The organism is Epibacterium sp. Ofav1-8 (assembly GCF_022348185.1).
GTDB lineage: Bacteria > Pseudomonadota > Alphaproteobacteria > Rhodobacterales > Rhodobacteraceae > Epibacterium.
In genome coordinates, this window is sequence record NZ_JAKRFD010000017.1 from 40,828 (window position 1) to 55,019 (window position 14,192).

15 protein-coding genes are annotated in these 14,192 nt (G+C 62.7%); 8 read left to right on the forward strand and 7 right to left on the reverse strand.

Annotated features, from left to right (window positions below):
* Nucleotides 1–81: 81 nt before the first annotated feature.
* The 3 genes from MHM97_RS20870 to MHM97_RS20880 all read right to left on the reverse strand — a co-directional run bounded on the left by MHM97_RS20870 (nt 82) and on the right by MHM97_RS20880 (nt 2,204).
* Nucleotides 82–582 (reverse strand): phosphatase PAP2 family protein, encoded by a 501-nt coding sequence (locus MHM97_RS20870; protein WP_239325230.1) that lies wholly within the window; start codon nt 580–582, stop codon nt 82–84.
* A 212-nt stretch (nt 583–794) separates the two neighbouring features.
* Nucleotides 795–1,109, reverse strand: coding sequence for a MazG-like family protein (locus MHM97_RS20875; RefSeq protein WP_239325232.1), 315 nt, complete (start codon nt 1,107–1,109; stop codon nt 795–797).
* A gap of 36 nt (nt 1,110–1,145) precedes the next feature.
* Nucleotides 1,146–2,204 (reverse strand): LacI family DNA-binding transcriptional regulator, encoded by a 1,059-nt coding sequence (locus MHM97_RS20880; protein ID WP_239325234.1) that lies wholly within the window; start codon nt 2,202–2,204, stop codon nt 1,146–1,148.
* Between the two features lie 238 nt (nt 2,205–2,442).
* Here MHM97_RS20880 and MHM97_RS20885 point away from each other — a divergent pair, with 238 nt between their 5' ends.
* The 7 genes from MHM97_RS20885 to MHM97_RS20915 all read left to right on the forward strand — a co-directional run bounded on the left by MHM97_RS20885 (nt 2,443) and on the right by MHM97_RS20915 (nt 10,116).
* Complete coding sequence (locus MHM97_RS20885; protein ID WP_239325236.1) at nt 2,443–3,426, forward strand: substrate-binding domain-containing protein; 984 nt, start codon at nt 2,443–2,445, stop codon at nt 3,424–3,426.
* Between the two features lie 75 nt (nt 3,427–3,501).
* The gene (locus MHM97_RS20890) at nt 3,502–5,007 is read left to right on the forward strand and encodes a sugar ABC transporter ATP-binding protein (RefSeq protein ID WP_239325238.1); all 1,506 of its coding nucleotides are present in this window, start codon (nt 3,502–3,504) and stop codon (nt 5,005–5,007) included.
* The gene (locus MHM97_RS20895; protein ID WP_239325240.1) at nt 5,000–5,992 is read left to right on the forward strand and encodes an ABC transporter permease; all 993 of its coding nucleotides are present in this window, start codon (nt 5,000–5,002) and stop codon (nt 5,990–5,992) included. Before MHM97_RS20890 ends, MHM97_RS20895 begins: the two co-directional genes overlap by 8 nt.
* Entirely contained in the window at nt 5,989–6,999 is a 1,011-nt protein-coding gene (locus MHM97_RS20900) for an ABC transporter permease (protein WP_239325241.1), read from the forward strand. Before MHM97_RS20895 ends, MHM97_RS20900 begins: the two co-directional genes overlap by 4 nt.
* On the forward strand, nt 6,999–7,847 hold the full coding sequence (locus MHM97_RS20905; protein ID WP_239325243.1) for a sugar phosphate isomerase/epimerase family protein: 849 nt from the start codon (nt 6,999–7,001) through the stop codon (nt 7,845–7,847). Before MHM97_RS20900 ends, MHM97_RS20905 begins: the two co-directional genes overlap by 1 nt.
* Nucleotides 7,847–8,500 (forward strand): nucleoside/nucleotide kinase family protein, encoded by a 654-nt coding sequence (locus MHM97_RS20910; RefSeq protein WP_239325245.1) that lies wholly within the window; start codon nt 7,847–7,849, stop codon nt 8,498–8,500. Before MHM97_RS20905 ends, MHM97_RS20910 begins: the two co-directional genes overlap by 1 nt.
* Complete coding sequence (locus MHM97_RS20915; protein ID WP_239325247.1) at nt 8,497–10,116, forward strand: FGGY-family carbohydrate kinase; 1,620 nt, start codon at nt 8,497–8,499, stop codon at nt 10,114–10,116. The genes MHM97_RS20910 and MHM97_RS20915 overlap by 4 nt, the downstream gene beginning before the upstream one ends.
* Nucleotides 10,117–10,132: 16 nt before the next feature.
* Here the strand turns inward: MHM97_RS20915 and bla are convergent, their stop codons facing one another.
* Nucleotides 10,133–11,017 (reverse strand): class A beta-lactamase, encoded by an 885-nt coding sequence (bla, locus tag MHM97_RS20920; protein WP_239325249.1) that lies wholly within the window; start codon nt 11,015–11,017, stop codon nt 10,133–10,135.
* Nucleotides 11,018–11,200: 183 nt separating this feature from the next.
* Here bla and MHM97_RS20925 point away from each other — a divergent pair, with 183 nt between their 5' ends.
* Nucleotides 11,201–12,070 carry a LysR family transcriptional regulator gene (locus MHM97_RS20925; RefSeq protein WP_239325252.1) on the forward strand — a complete coding sequence of 290 codons (870 nt, stop codon included), beginning with the start codon at nt 11,201–11,203 and terminating at the stop codon, nt 12,068–12,070.
* Nucleotides 12,071–12,246: 176 nt separating this feature from the next.
* Here MHM97_RS20925 and MHM97_RS20930 read toward each other — a convergent pair whose 3' ends face one another.
* Genes MHM97_RS20930 through MHM97_RS20940 form a run of 3 tightly spaced genes read right to left on the reverse strand, consistent with a single transcriptional unit; the run spans nt 12,247 to nt 14,191 of the window.
* Nucleotides 12,247–13,779 (reverse strand): polyamine aminopropyltransferase, encoded by a 1,533-nt coding sequence (locus MHM97_RS20930; protein ID WP_239325254.1) that lies wholly within the window; start codon nt 13,777–13,779, stop codon nt 12,247–12,249.
* Entirely contained in the window at nt 13,776–14,000 is a 225-nt protein-coding gene (locus tag MHM97_RS20935; protein ID WP_239325256.1) for a DUF350 domain-containing protein, read from the reverse strand. The genes MHM97_RS20930 and MHM97_RS20935 overlap by 4 nt, the downstream gene beginning before the upstream one ends.
* A 26-nt stretch (nt 14,001–14,026) precedes the next feature.
* Complete coding sequence (locus MHM97_RS20940) at nt 14,027–14,191, reverse strand: hypothetical protein (protein WP_239325258.1); 165 nt, start codon at nt 14,189–14,191, stop codon at nt 14,027–14,029.
* Nucleotide 14,192 lies beyond the last annotated feature (1 nt).

Genomic DNA, 14,192 nt, shown 5'->3' on the forward strand with positions numbered 1-14,192 from the left:
TCCTCGCGGATAGGTCAAAGCGGTATGTGACGGCGCTTCGGCCCGCGTTTACGCGTACCACACGGACACCTTGGCGCGTCATCAGGTCAGAGCCCGTCTGCGGCGCAGACGTCTCCATGTCCGCGTCAGGCCCGACCAGGTCAAGGTCTGGGCGAGAACTCCCCAAAGCCCACCGGCAACGCTTTGCCACAGCGTGTGTTTTTCGGCTTCGATCCGGCTGCCGGCGACATATCCTGCGGACAGCACCGCGGTCACCTGTCCCACCCGGCTGCTGTTGAGGCAGGTTTGCAGCAATCCCGTCGCGCCGAATGCGGCGGCGGCGGTGTGCCCGGAGGGCATGCCTTTCAGGCCACCATTGGGGCGCCGGTTGATATTGTGACTGCCGAGCAGATGTTTCGGGGTCTGAATGCCAAAGGTCAGCAGCACAAAGCGGCCGAGGTATTCGGGGCCGCGCCCGCGGGCCACAGTGCATACCAGCGCCGCCATCGGCAGCGTCACCTGGAGACTGTCTCCGACTCTTTCGTTGGTGCCGCGTCCGGTCACCACGCACATGAGGAGGAGGACCAGGAGAATCTGCGTCATGTATCGCGCTGCCCAAGCGATGATGTGTGTGGCACGTCGGGCCGCCATTGGCCCCCATTGGAATATGCGCATCGTGAGACCCTGATGTCTGTTGTCGATCTGCGCATCTGTGTCGTGTGAAGCTTACGGCGGGCTTACGGGGTGGGTCAGCCTGCCAATAAAGTACACCTGCGGGTGAGCGCGGCAGGGGGCAGACGTTCTGCGACGCGATGTCAGGCGCCGTCTGACCCCACCGAACCCCGGCGTTGCAGGCGGTCCCGGTATTTTGCCAGTGCCCGGTCCAGGGCCGCGTCCGCATCGATGTCATTCTCTGCGGCAAAGGCGAGAAGGCTGAACAGAAGATCTCCCAGCTCGTCGCGCAGCGCATCGGTTACTGCCATCGGATGCGCGCCATAGTCGGTTGCCTTGAGGATCTCCTTGCAGACTTCGCCAAGCTCGCTTTGCATATCCAGCAGCCGATGTGCGGCGGGGCAGTGCAGCCCGGCGTCGGCAATAAACCGGCACACTTTGTCTTGCGATGATGTCATCTTGGGTCTCCTGTGCGGGGAGGGCGCGCCCTTGGCCTAGAGCGGCTCGATCAGGGGCAGGTCCGGCATGGCGGAGGGGCGGGCGCGATAGAGCTCCGGTTGTACGTGTTCGATTACCGGCGGGCTGTCTGCCTCGAGCAGGGCAAAGGCGCGCTGTACCAGCATCTTGTGCCGCTGCCGCATCATATGGACCGGAAAGCGCAGCAACTGGCCAAAGGGCTCGTAGTCGAAACAGCCAAAGGCGCAGGCCGACAGTTCGTGTTCTGGCAGGGTCGCCAGAAACCGGAGCGCGCCCTCGAACACCGAGTCGGAATTGATGAACAATCCCGCCGGCAAGCCGCCAAGGCGGGTGTAAAGCTCGGTGATGCTGCGGGTGGCGGCATCCAGATCGTAAGTCGAGGCCAGGATCTGGTCAGGCGCGACCCGACCGACCTGTGCGTACATTTCTTCGCTGAAGCCCGCGACCCGGTTCTTGGTCGAAGGCAGGGTCTGATCGCCGCCGAGGAAATAGATCGTATCCCGCGGACCGGGTCCCAACGTCGTGCCACGTGCGGCCATCGAGGCGATGATCTCGCGCGTCAGGATGCGTGCCCCGGTGCGGCTGTCCGTGACCACCGAAGGGGCGATGTCGCAGGGCTGGTCGACAAACACGTGGGGAATGGCCGCGGCCCGGCATTGGCGGCTCAGATCATCCGGGGCGACGGAGCCGACAAAGAAGATCGCATCGATCGACCAGGAGGTGAGGTCGGCAACGGTGGAGCGTTCTTCCTCGGGATCGCGTTCGGTGGAGATGATCACGGGGCACTGATTGCGGGCCCGCACCTCGCGCGAGAAGGTCTGGGCAATGTTTGAGAAGAAGCGATTGTACTCCGGCATCAACAGCGCCACCAGACCGGAGCGCGACGTGCGCAAGGCCCGGGCTTGAAGGTTTGCGGAATAGCCGTGTTCCCGGGCGATCGCGATAATGCGTTCGGCTGTCGCCTGTGCGATGCGACGTTTCTTCCACGTGCCATTCAACGCGGCGCTGACCGTGGAGGGTGAGGCGCCCGCGCGTTTGGCGATATCGTAGATCGTCTTTTTCTGCGTGTCCGTCATGACCATGACATAGGCGACAAATGCGCCGCTGACTATCGGATGTGAATAGCCGTTGACAGTTTGTCCTGTTTGCGTGTTACTTTGCAACATCGATTGTGCAGCCAGGAATCGCTGTTTGCCACGACCGCCGGGGAGGCGCGTGGCTTTTTTAAGCACTCGATGCGCAATCGGTTGTGCAACCTGTAACGGGTGCTGCATCAACAGCGGCACGGGCATGGTCCGTGCAAGGGAGGAAGACATGAAAACAATGACCGGACTGGTCAGCGCATTGGCGTTGACCGTTGGAATGGCGACCACTGCAGTTGCCGAAACATCCATGGGGATCGTCGTCAAGATCGGCGGCATTCCGTGGTTCAACGCCATGGAGGACGGGATCGCGCGCCGCGCCGCCGAATTGGGCGTCGATGCGGAAATGATCGGCCCGGTCTCCGCAGATCCCGCCCTTCAGGTGCAGGCGATCGAGGATCTGATCGCAAAAGGTGTCGACGTGATTGGCGTGGTCCCGAATGACGAAGCCGCATTGGAACCGGTGCTGAAGAAAGCGCGCGATGCCGGCATCATCGTGATCTCGCACGAAGGGCCGGGGCTTGAGAATGTCGACTGGAATTTCGAACTCGCCTCGGCCGAGGGGTTTGGCGAGGCGCATGCCAAGCTGCTGTCCGACAAGACTGAGGACGGAGGCAGCTATGCGGTCTATGTGGGGTCGCTGACGGTGCCTTTGCACAATGCCTGGGCCGATGCCGCCATCGCGTGGATGGAGGAAAACCGTCCTGACATCAAAATCGTGGGGGATCGCTATGGCGTCGCGGAGAATGTCGATGACAGCCGGTCGACCGCGCTTGACCTGATTGCCGCAAACCCGGACCTCAAGGGTTTTCTTGCCTTTGGCAGCCAGGGGCCGATCGGCGCGGGCCGCGCGGTTGAGGAACGCCGCAAGACCGGTGAAATCCAGGTCATGGGTCCGTTCTCGCCCGGGCAGGGGCGTAAGATGATCCATTCGGGCGTGCTGACCGGCGGCTACATGTGGAACCCGGCACAGGCCGGCGAGGTTTTTGTCACCCTCGGCGAGATGCTGGTGGAGGGCGAAAAGATCGAGTCCGGCACCGATATACCGGGTCTCGGCGTGGTCGAACCGGATGTCGCGGGCCGCGATATCATCACCGACAACCTCTTGGAGATCAACGCCGAGACGGTGGACGATCTGGCCGAAAAAGGGCTCTGAGCGCCTGACCATCCGGCGGATGAGGGCACAGGCGCGGCCTTGCCTTCATCTGCCACCAGCAAACAGAGGTGATCCATGACACCTGCTCCGGCAGAACAATTTGCGCTGCGCTTGCACAAGGTCTCCAAGTCCTTTGGCGGGGTGCAGGCGTTGAAACAGGTCGATTTCGAAGTGCGCGCGGGCGAGGTGCACTGTCTCGCGGGCGAGAACGGCTGCGGAAAATCGACCCTTATCAAAGTGGTAACAGGGGTGCACCAGCCTGAACAGGCAGGGTTGATCGAACTCTTCGGCGCAGCTGTTGACCGGATCACGCCCGTACAGGCACGGCAGCGCGGCGTGTCGGTGATCTGGCAGGATCTTGCGCTGTTTCCACATATGAGCGTGGCGGAGAACATCGCCTTTGACGATCTGGTTGGTCTGCGCCCCCAGTCGGTGCGCTATCGCGAAATGGTTGAAAGATCCGGCGAGGTTCTGTCCCGTCTGGGCGTGACCATGGATCTGGCTGCGCCGCTCAACGATCTGCCGATTGCGCAGCGGCAGGTGGTGGCGATTGCGCGCGCGTTGATGAACGACGCGCGGCTCATTTTCATGGATGAACCAACAGCGTCTTTGACCCAATCCGAAACCGACCGCTTGCTGGACATTGTGCGCAAACTCTCCGCTGCCGGGGTCGCCATTGTGTTTGTCAGTCACCGTCTGGCGGAGGTGATTGATATTGCAGAGCGGGTCACGGTTGTCCGGGATGGCAATCTGGTGGGAGTGTACCCGACCGAGGGCATGACGCAGGCCCGATTAGGCGAACTGATGACCGGGCATCTGATCGAACACGAGGTGGTCGCGCGGGATCTGCCTGACGCAGATGTTGTATTCGAGGCTAGGGGCCTGTCGCGTCAGGGTGAATTTGCCGATGTGTCTTTTGACATTCGCGCGGGCGAGGTCCTGGGGCTGACCGGGCTGATCGGCGCCGGGCGAACCGAGCTGGCCCATGTGATGATGGGGCTGCGCCCTGCTGATACGGGAGAGATGCGGCTGGAAGGAGCGTCTTACCGGCCCGGCAGCATCCGCGACGCAATCAGGCACGGGCTTGCGTATGTTTCCGAAGATCGCCTGTCGCTTGGTCTTCTTCAGAAACAATCAATCGCCGACAACACGGTGATTTCTATTTTGCAAAAGCTGACCACGGCAACCGGGCTGATCTCGGATCGCGACAAAGCGGCGACGGTCGGGCACTGGATCCGTGAGCTGGGCGTGAAAATTGGCGCGCCCGAGGATGCGATCTCGACCCTGTCCGGCGGCAATCAGCAAAAGGTGGTGCTGGCCAAATGGCTGGCCACGGAACCGCGCCTGTTGATCCTCGACAGCCCCACCGTGGGGGTTGATGTCGGCGCGCGTGCGGGGATTTTCCGCATCGTTCGCGCCTTGGCGGAAGAGGGGCTGGCGATCCTGTTGATCTCGGATGAGGTCACCGAGGTCATGTATCATTCCGACCGCATCCTGCACATGGCGGATGGCCGCATTCGCCAGACCTATGACCCGCGTGACATCACTGTCCCCCAACTTGAGGAGCGGATCTATGCGTGATCTCTTGCGCCCCTATAAGATCGAGTTTCGGCTGGCCGTGGTGCTGGCGCTCATCTGTATTGCGCTGGCCGTGGCCGCGCCGCAATTTGCCACCTTGCCCAACCTGACCTCGCTCCTGAACAACAGCGCCGTGAACCTGATCTGGGCGGTTGGGCTGCTGGTTGTTCTGATTGCCGGCGGGATTGATATCTCTTTTGCGGTGGCCTCGTCGGTGGTGCAGTACATCGCCGCCAAACTGTTGATCAGTGTCGGCGGCGGCAACTGGTTGTTGGGGTTCCTGTTTTGCGGCTCACTCGGCATCCTGCTTGGGCTGCTCAATGCGTGGCTGATCCACGGTTTTCGCATCATCTCGATCGTGGTGACCATCGCCACATTCAACGCCTTTTTCGGCCTGCTGATGTTCTTCAGCGGCGGGCGCAACATCTACGATCTGCCCGATTGGTGGACCGCGCGCATTTTCATCTTCGAGTATGAAAATGCGCAAGGCATTTGGTCGGAGTTGACGCTGTCGGTCGCGGTGATGATCGGCTGCGTGATCGCCACTTGGGCCTTGATCCAGCGCAGCAATATTGGCCGCCAGCTTTATGCATTCGGCGACAATCCCGAAGGTGCGCGCCGTGCCGGCGTCAATATCGCCGTGATGCAGGGGGTCGCCTTTGGCTGGATGGGATTGATGGCGGGCATCGCCGGTCTCTGTCAGGTCAATATCGTAAAGGAGGTGGTGCCCAATGCGCTCTATGGCCGCGAGCTGGAGGTCCTGGCCGCGGTTGTTCTGGGGGGTGCCCGGCTGGGCGGCGGCAAGGGGACCATTTTGGGCTGCATCCTCGGCGTCATGTTTGTCGCCATCACGCAGAACGGGCTGAACCTGCTCGGGGTGTCGCCCTTTGCCTTTCAGATGATTATCGGCGCTGCCATCCTGATCGCCATTTCAACATCCAATATCGATCTGTCGCTGCGGCCACGTCGCAAGGAGGCCCGCTCATGACCGCGCTGTTGTCACGTATGTCCCGGATCAAAACCGGGCCGAATGGAGAAAACCTCGGGTTGTTGGCTCTGCTGGGCCTGCTGGTGTTGCTCTTCTCGCTGGCCTCGCCGCGGTTCCTGAGCGGTGCCAACCTGGGGTCGATGGGATTTCAGATGCCGCTCTTGGGCCTGCTGACCCTGGCGATGCTGGCGCCAATCCTGTCGGGGGGCCTGAACCTCGCCATCGTGTTTACCGCCAATATCTGCGGGCTGACGCTGGCATGGACCATCATGCAGTTCGGCGGCGCCGAAGCAGGCATCGGGGCCTTTATACTCGGCTGCGCGCTGGCCTTGCTGGTCGGCGCACTGGCGGGCGCTGCGATGGGGGCGGTGGTCGCCTATGTGGGCGCGCATCCGATCCTTGTGTCGCTTGCGATGATGATCTTTCTGCGGGGGCTGGGCGAGTTCCTGACCCGCGGCGGCGACATATCCGGCTTTCCTGATTACATGCGTGTTCTGGGTCATGGTTCCCTGATCGGTATTCCCGTGCCGCTGATCCTGTTTGGCCTGATCGCGCTTGGATGGCATGTGTTGCTGCGCCGCACGCCTCATGGGTTTTCGGTCTATATGACCGGCTCCAACATGCGTGCAGCGGAATATGCGGGCCTCAATGCCAAGCGCACGCTGGTGCTGATCTACACGCTGTCCGGGGTGCTATGCGCGATCGCGGGCATCCTGATGGCGGCGCGGTTCAATTCGGTGCGCGTGGGTCACGGTGAGGCCATGCTGCTGATCACGGTGCTGGCCTGTTTCCTCGGCGGGATCGATCCCTTTGGAGGGCACGGCCGCGTTGCCCCCGTCATCATCGCGCTGGTGATCCTTCAGGTGCTGTCTTCGGGCCTCAATCTGATCGGCGCCAATCAACATCTCGCAACGGCCGTATGGGGCCTGTTTCTGATCGCCGTCATGGTTCTGCGCTCTGGCCGCCTGCGGCAGTTAATCGACGTATTCTCCGGAAAGGACAAATAATGCAAGGCTTTGGCGTACATACCAGCATGTGGACAATGAATTGGGATCGCGACGGCGCGGAGCGTGCGGTCGCAGGGGCAGAGGCCTATGGGGTCGATTTCATCGAAATCCCGATGCTGCGCCCCGCAGAGGTCGACACCGCCCATACTGCGGGCCTGCTTGAGCGCAGCGGATTGCGGGCGGTTTGCTCTTTGGGGTTGCCAGAACAATACTGGGCATCGGTCAACCCGGAGGGCGCGATCACCTATCTGAAACTCGCGATCGATAAAACCAAGGCCTGCGGCGCCGAGGCCCTGTCCGGGGTGACGTTTGGCGGGATCGGGCAGCGCACCGGCACCTATCCGACCGAAGGGGAATACGACAACATCGCCCGCGTGCTGGAGGCCTCGGCGGCTTATGCGAAATCGGTCGGTCTGCTGTTTGGCATCGAGCCGGTGAACCGCTACGAGAACCATCTGATCAACACCGGCTGGCAGGCGCGCGACCTGATCGAGCGGGTGGGCTCGGACAACATCTTTATTCACCTCGACACCTATCACATGAACATCGAGGAAAAAGGCGCCGCCAACGGCATCCTCGATGCGCGCGATTATCTGCGCTACATCCACCTGTCCGAAAGTGATCGTGGCACCCCGGGAGAGGGATGCTGCGACTGGGACGAAGTCTTTGCCACCCTGAAAGCGATTGACTTCAAAGGCGGGCTGGCGATGGAGAGCTTTATCAACATGCCGCCCGAAGTGGGTTTTGGCCTGGCCGTGTGGCGCCCGGTGGCGCGTGACCATGACGAGGTGATGTCCAAGGGCCTGCCGTTCCTGCGCAACAAGGCTGCGCAATACCGGCTGATCTGATGGCGCATGTGGTCGATATGCAGGGGCTCTGTGCCGAGGCGCTCGCCCTGATGGCGACACCGGGGCGGCGGTTTCTGGCGATCGCCGGGGCGCCGGGTTCTGGCAAGAGCACCACTGCGGCGAGGCTGCATGCCTGGCTGGAAACCCAGCGCCCCGGCGAAAGCGCGGTGCTGCCGATGGACGGGTTCCATTTTGACGATGCCGTTCTGGAAGCAATGGGGCGGCGGCCGTGGAAGGGCGCGCCAGATACATTTGATGTGGGCGGGCTGCTTTCGGTCTTACAAAGACTTCAGGACGATCACGAAGATACGGTGGCCGTGCCGGTGTTCGATCGAGATCTGGAAATTTCACGCGGCTCGGCGCGTCTGATCGATCAAAAGGCCCGGCTGGTGATCGTGGAGGGCAACTACCTGCTTCTCCGCCAATCCCCTTGGGATCGGGTGCAGGCCCTCTTTGACAGAACCGTGCTGATCGAGGTGCCAGAGCCTGTGCTGGCGGCAAGACTGCGGCAGCGTTGGCAGAGCTATCGGCTGAGCGACACCCAGATCCAACAGAAACTGGAGGCAAACGACTTGCCCAACGGGCGACTGGTGATCGCCCGGAGCGGGGCACCGGATCTGGTGCTCCGGGAGGAGGAAGAGGAAACCGTATGACCAAAGGCGACAGGATGCAGTATTTCGTGGGCGTGGATGTGGGCACGGGATCGGCCCGCGCGGGTGTTTTTGATGCCCGGGGCCATTTGCTCGGGAGTGCGAAGCGCGAACTCGACATGTATCGCTCCGATGCGGGGCATTTCGAACAATCCAGCGCCCAGGTCTGGCAAGCGGTCTGTGATAGCGTGCGCGCGGCCGTGGCCGAAGCGGCGGTCGATCCGGATCTGATCTCAGGCATCGGGTTTGACGCCACCTGTTCGCTGGTGGTGCAGGGGGCGGTGTCCGGGGTCGGCGACCCCCGTCATCCGGAGCGCGACATTATCGTCTGGTCCGATCATCGCGCCCGCGCGCAGGCAGAGCGGATCAATGCCGGCGGTCATGCCGTGCTGGATTATGTCGGTGGCCGCATTTCCCCGGAGATGCAGACGCCCAAGCTGCTCTGGCTGCGCGAAAACCTGCCGGAGGTCTATGTTTCTGCGGCGCATTTCTTTGATCTCACGGATTTCCTGACGTGGAAAACCAGCGGCGCAACCGACCGTTCGATCTGCACCGTGACCTGCAAATGGACCTATCTGGCACATGAGAACCGCTGGGACGCGGCGTATTTCCAAAGCATCGGGCTTGGAGATCTGGCCGATCAGGGGTTTGCCCGGATCGGTACCGAGGTGGTGCCTGCGGGCACGTCGCTGCGCACCGGTCTGACGCCCGAGGCGGCGCTCGAGATGGGTCTGCGGCCGGGGGTCGCGGTCGCTGCCGGTTTGATCGACGCGCATGCAGGGGGGGTGGGCACTGTCGGGGCCAGTGGCACGCCGAATGCCGCGCAGGACACCATGGCTTATGTGTTTGGCACCTCGTCCTGCACCATGACGTCGAGCGCGACGGCATGTTTTGTGCCCGGGGTCTGGGGGCCCTATCAGTCCGCGATGGTACCGGGGTTGTGGCTCAACGAGGGCGGCCAGTCGGCGGCGGGCGCGGCGCTGGATCAACTGACAGCCTCGCACCCTGCAAGTGCCGAGGCTGCCCAACGCGCGGCGGAGCGCGGCATGGGGCTGACGCAGTGGCTGGCCGACGCGGCGCTGAGCAAGGTGGCACATCCCGGCGATGCGGTCTCGCTGGCGCGCGGGCTGCATGTGGTGCCGGAATACCTCGGGAACCGGTCGCCCTTCGCCGATCCCGGTCGCCGCGCCGTTGTGGCGGGGCTGGGGTTGCAGCGAGGCGTCGATAGTCTTGTTGCGCTTTATGTCGCCGGGCTGTGCGGGTTGGCCTACGGGCTGCGCCAGATCCTCGATGCCCAGTCCGCCCAGGGCCTGGAGGTCAGCGCGCTGTCGGTGTCGGGCGGTGCGGGCACGCACCCGCTGTCGTGTCAGGTGCTGGCGGATGCCACCGGGCTGCCGGTGGATGTCACCGAGAGCGCAGAGCCGGTCTTGCTGGGGTCGGCCATGCTGGCGGCGGTTGCGGCAGGACGATATGGCACTTTGGCAGATGCGATGCCGCAGATGTCGCGGGTGGCCCGGCGGGCGCTGCCCGATGCCGCGCGCGTCCGGATTCACCAAGACCGCTATGATGCCTTTGCAAGGCTGCAAGCGACGGCGGCAGAGCTGACACCGCAGAGCTGACGCCGCCGCCGGGCGGTCAGCGGCTTTGCAAAAGGGTGGCGACCGCTTTGGACAGGTCGATCATCGCCGCGTTGCGGGTTTCAAATGGTGCCTGGGCATCGGCCAGGTAAATGGCGATGAAGTAGGGATCATCCGCCGCGGGGGTGACCATGGCGATCAGATTGCGGGTGGTGTCGCCACTGCCGGATTTGTCCGCCACCTGCCACGTACCCGGAACATAGGATCGCAACAGGGCGCCGGTCACGCCGCCATCGCTCATCCAGGTCTGGAGCTGCGCCTGCGATGCTCCGGACAACACGTCACCGGTGATCAGGGCCTGCAGCGTTGCGGCCATGGCTGCGGGGGTCGAGGTGTCCTGCATCCCGTCTTTGGCGGGGGTGTTCAGCTCCGGTTCACGGCGGTCGAGCCGCCCGACAGTGTCGCCGCTGTCGCGCAGGAAGCGCGTCAACGCCGCCGGCCCGCCGATGCGGTCAAGCAGCAGGTTCGCGGCGGTATTGTCGCTCATGTCCAGCGTCGCCTGGCACAGCTCCGCCAGTGACATCTCCTGGCCGACCCGCGCCTGGGTGACGGGCGCATAGGAGAGAAGATCCTGTTCCGTAACGGTTAGGGTGTCTTCCAGCCCCATCATTCCGTCATCGACGTCCTTCAGGACCTTGGCACACAACAGCACCTTGAAGGTACTGTTGAGCAGAACCCGGTCCTCCGCTCGGTGGTGCCAGCGCCAATCCGAGCCGCTGTCCCGGATCACCAGCCCGATCTTTGCGTCCAGCTGCTGCTCTATGCGCCGCACGGTGTCGCTCAGTTCCGCCTCGGGGGGCTGTGCCAGGGCGGGCGAGGCCGTCAGAAGAGCAAGGGCCAGGGCCGGGAGGGCCGGATGTCGCAGGCCTCGTAGAAGATGCATGTCTTGGGTTCCTTCGTGTCGCGCGCAGGGCCGCACTCTGGCCGCGACGACGGCCAGGGGCAGAGACGGATCTGCGGATTTTGTGGGTGCGACATCACTTGATGTCATGGCAATGAGCTATAGAAAGCCGAAATGCATCACAAACGACAAATTATCACAGATGCCATAAGCTGAGGTAATGACATGGACCGTCCGGATCTGCCCTTGAACGCGCTGCGGGTTTTTGAAGTGGCAATGCGGCAGGGCAACTTCACGCGCGCGGCGATCGAGTTGCGGGTGTCGCAGGCGGCCGTCAGCCATCAGATCGCGCGGCTCGAAGATCGGCTTGGCACCGCGCTGTTCTTGCGCACCTCGGCGGGGTTGGTGGCCACGGACGAAGGCCGCGCCCTGTTCCCCGTGGTCGAACATGCGCTGGACACCATGGGTCGGGCTTTGGACCGCATCACCGGTCAGCACGATGTCGAAGTGCTGAAGCTGGGTGTGGTGACCACCTTTGCCGTTGGCTGGCTGCTGCCGCGGTTGTCCGAGTTTCACCGATGCCATCCGGATATTGAGGTGCGGGTTTCGACGCATAACAATCGGGTTGAGATCCTGCGCGAGGGACTGGATATGGCGGTCCGGTTTGGCGCGGGGCAGTGGACGGGGCTGGACAGTGTGCCGCTGTTGCAGACCCCGTTGGCACCGCTTTGTTCCCCCGAGATTGCAGCGCGTCTGCAGAGGCCCGAGGATCTGGGGCGTGCGCCGCTGCTGCGCAGCTACCGGAGCGATGAGTGGCCGCAGTGGTTTGCCACTGCGGGTCTGGCCTGTCCGGCGCTCACAGGGCCGACGCTGGATTCTTCTGTTGCTCTGGCGGATCTTGCGGAACGCGGTGACGGTGTCGCGTTGCTGCCTGTCGAAATGTTCCGCCAGCGTATTGACGCCCGGCGCCTGGTCCAGCCCTTCAGTGCGACCGTGTCGACGGGCCGATACTACCTCAGCTGGCCGAGTGATCGGCCGCTGACCCCGGCGATGAGTGTCTTCACGCGCTGGATCAGACAGATGTGCGAGGCCTGAGACGCCTGTCTCCCGCTTTGTGCGCCAATGGCGGAGGGCTGCCGGTCGTAGGCCCTCTGGCGGCACACCGCACCTTAAAGCCTTACCGACAATTGGCGCTACTGTTTTTTTAACATAACCAAGATTATGTGGGTGCATGCGTCCTGTGCAATTTGCGACCCTCCGGCGGTCTGCGCCTAGTCGAACCACTCGCTCCAACCGGCCAGATAATATTCCAGCAGGCGATGCGTTTGCAGGCTGTTTGCGGCCACGTCAACCGGACCGGTGTCGGCGCCAAAGGTCTGCGCCGCGGTCCAGACCTCTGGCGTCAGGTAGCCAAGCCCGTCCGGCAAACGGAGTGACCGAGGCCGTAGTGGCTGCGGTGTCGCAAGCACGAAGCCCCAGGCGCCAAAGCTTGGCACATAGGTGTGATACGGCAGGACATGAAGCCCGTCGCCGGGAGACTGCGGGTTGCGCGTGGTCCGAAGGGTCTTGACCACCGACCAGAATGCATCGCGTGCAAACAGGGGCGAGCCAGCCTGGGTGACCAGAACACCCTGCCCGCTCAGCCGTTCGACCAGAAGACCGTAGAACTGGCGCGAATAGAGACGCGACAAGGCCAGAGACTTTGGATCCGGAAGGTCGAGGATCACCACATCAAAAATCTGGGTGGTGTCTTCGACAAATTGCCACGCATCCTGATTGACAACCGTCACACGGGGATCCGCGAAAGCGTGGCTGTTGAGTGCTGCCAGATGGGGTTGGGTGCTGAAGATCTGGGTGACCCGGGGGTCCAGATCCACCAGGGTGACGGCCTCCACATCCCGGTGGCGCAGCACCTCGCGCAGGGCCATGCCATCGCCGCCACCAAGAACAAGCACCTGATTGCGGCGCGGCGCCATCCCCATCGCGGGGTGGACCAGCGGTTCGTGATAGCGATGTTCGTCCATACTGTCGAACTGGATCGAATAATCCAGAAACAGCCGCGTGCGGTCCCGGAAACGGGTGACCGTGATCTGCTGATAGGGCGTCGCCTCGGAGAAGATCACGTCATCCTCGAACAGCTCCGCTTCGGTCAGCGTCACCATGCGATCCGCATGAAACAATGCGACCAGGGTCACCGCGAAGGCCACTACCCAGGCCGCAAGCTGGCCGATGTTGAGATGGGATCGGAACAGCCAGATTGAAAATCCCGCCACCGCCAGATTCAGCGCGCCAAAGGCGAGGCTGGCCGCCATCAACCCCAGATGCGGAATGACAAAGAACGGAAAGGCCAGAGACGCCACCAGCGCGCCGATATAGTCGACACTCAGAACGTTCTCGAAGCGGAATTTGGCGGCGCCTGTGTTCTCCAGCACGCGGGCGATCAGCGGAATTTCCATGCCGGAAAACACCCCCGCCAACCCCAGCAGCGTATAGAGCGGCACCGCCACGTCACCGGACCACGCATAGGTGAAGAACAGAACCGGCGCCATGAAACCGCCGCAGATCCCAAGCAGGATCTGCACCCAGACAAAGGCGCGAAAGGCGTTGTCAAAGTAGCGCGACATCCACGCGCCCAGACCCATGGCAGACAGGAACAGGCCAATGACGATCGAGAACTGCCGCACGCTGTCGCCCAGCAGATAGCTCGACAAGGTGGCGGCGATCAGCTCGTAGATCAGGCCGGCGGCCGCGATCAGGAAGGTGGCAACAAGAAGCCAGATCTCGCGCCCGCGGGCCAGCGTCATGAGACCAGCACGGCCGCGATGATGATGGCCACGGCGATGAACAGCAGACCGATCAGGATGGCCAGTGCGATGTTCTGATCCTCCTCGATTTCCTTGATGATCGGGAAGGGTGTCAGCCAGTCGATGCACTTCCAGACCAGCCCCATCAGCGCGACACCGAGAATGGTGTAGAAGATGGTGCTGATCACTTCGGTGATCTGGATGGCAGAGAGATAATCCATGGCGGCCTCGCTGGAGTTACTGGGCGTCACTTGACGCGGGAATAGGCAGAATATCCGCCCCCGAAGGAGCCAATGCGGACGGAACGGTCGAGATCGCGGCTCTCACCACCGTAGCCCCAGTAGCCGACGTAGGCAGAGGCGGACACGGCGGTGGCCACAAAGAGAAGGGCGATCAATCGGATCGGGGTCATG

Bases quoted from the DNA above. Each gene is read 5' to 3' on its own strand.
- MHM97_RS20870 (WP_239325230.1), bottom strand. From the start codon at position 582: ATGACGCAGATTCTCCTGGTCCTCCTCCTCATGTGCGTGGTGACCGGA.
- MHM97_RS20875 (WP_239325232.1), bottom strand. From the start codon at position 1,109: ATGACATCATCGCAAGACAAAGTGTGCCGGTTTATTGCCGACGCCGGG.
- MHM97_RS20880 (WP_239325234.1), bottom strand. From the start codon at position 2,204: ATGACGGACACGCAGAAAAAGACGATCTACGATATCGCCAAACGCGCG.
- MHM97_RS20885 (WP_239325236.1), top strand. From the start codon at position 2,443: ATGAAAACAATGACCGGACTGGTCAGCGCATTGGCGTTGACCGTTGGA.
- MHM97_RS20890 (WP_239325238.1), top strand. From the start codon at position 3,502: ATGACACCTGCTCCGGCAGAACAATTTGCGCTGCGCTTGCACAAGGTC.
- MHM97_RS20895 (WP_239325240.1), top strand. From the start codon at position 5,000: ATGCGTGATCTCTTGCGCCCCTATAAGATCGAGTTTCGGCTGGCCGTG.
- MHM97_RS20900 (WP_239325241.1), top strand. From the start codon at position 5,989: ATGACCGCGCTGTTGTCACGTATGTCCCGGATCAAAACCGGGCCGAAT.
- MHM97_RS20905 (WP_239325243.1), top strand. From the start codon at position 6,999: ATGCAAGGCTTTGGCGTACATACCAGCATGTGGACAATGAATTGGGAT.
- MHM97_RS20910 (WP_239325245.1), top strand. From the start codon at position 7,847: ATGGCGCATGTGGTCGATATGCAGGGGCTCTGTGCCGAGGCGCTCGCC.
- MHM97_RS20915 (WP_239325247.1), top strand. From the start codon at position 8,497: ATGACCAAAGGCGACAGGATGCAGTATTTCGTGGGCGTGGATGTGGGC.
- bla (WP_239325249.1), bottom strand. From the start codon at position 11,017: ATGCATCTTCTACGAGGCCTGCGACATCCGGCCCTCCCGGCCCTGGCC.
- MHM97_RS20925 (WP_239325252.1), top strand. From the start codon at position 11,201: ATGGACCGTCCGGATCTGCCCTTGAACGCGCTGCGGGTTTTTGAAGTG.
- MHM97_RS20930 (WP_239325254.1), bottom strand. From the start codon at position 13,779: ATGACGCTGGCCCGCGGGCGCGAGATCTGGCTTCTTGTTGCCACCTTC.
- MHM97_RS20935 (WP_239325256.1), bottom strand. From the start codon at position 14,000: ATGGATTATCTCTCTGCCATCCAGATCACCGAAGTGATCAGCACCATC.
- MHM97_RS20940 (WP_239325258.1), bottom strand. From the start codon at position 14,191: ATGACCCCGATCCGATTGATCGCCCTTCTCTTTGTGGCCACCGCCGTG.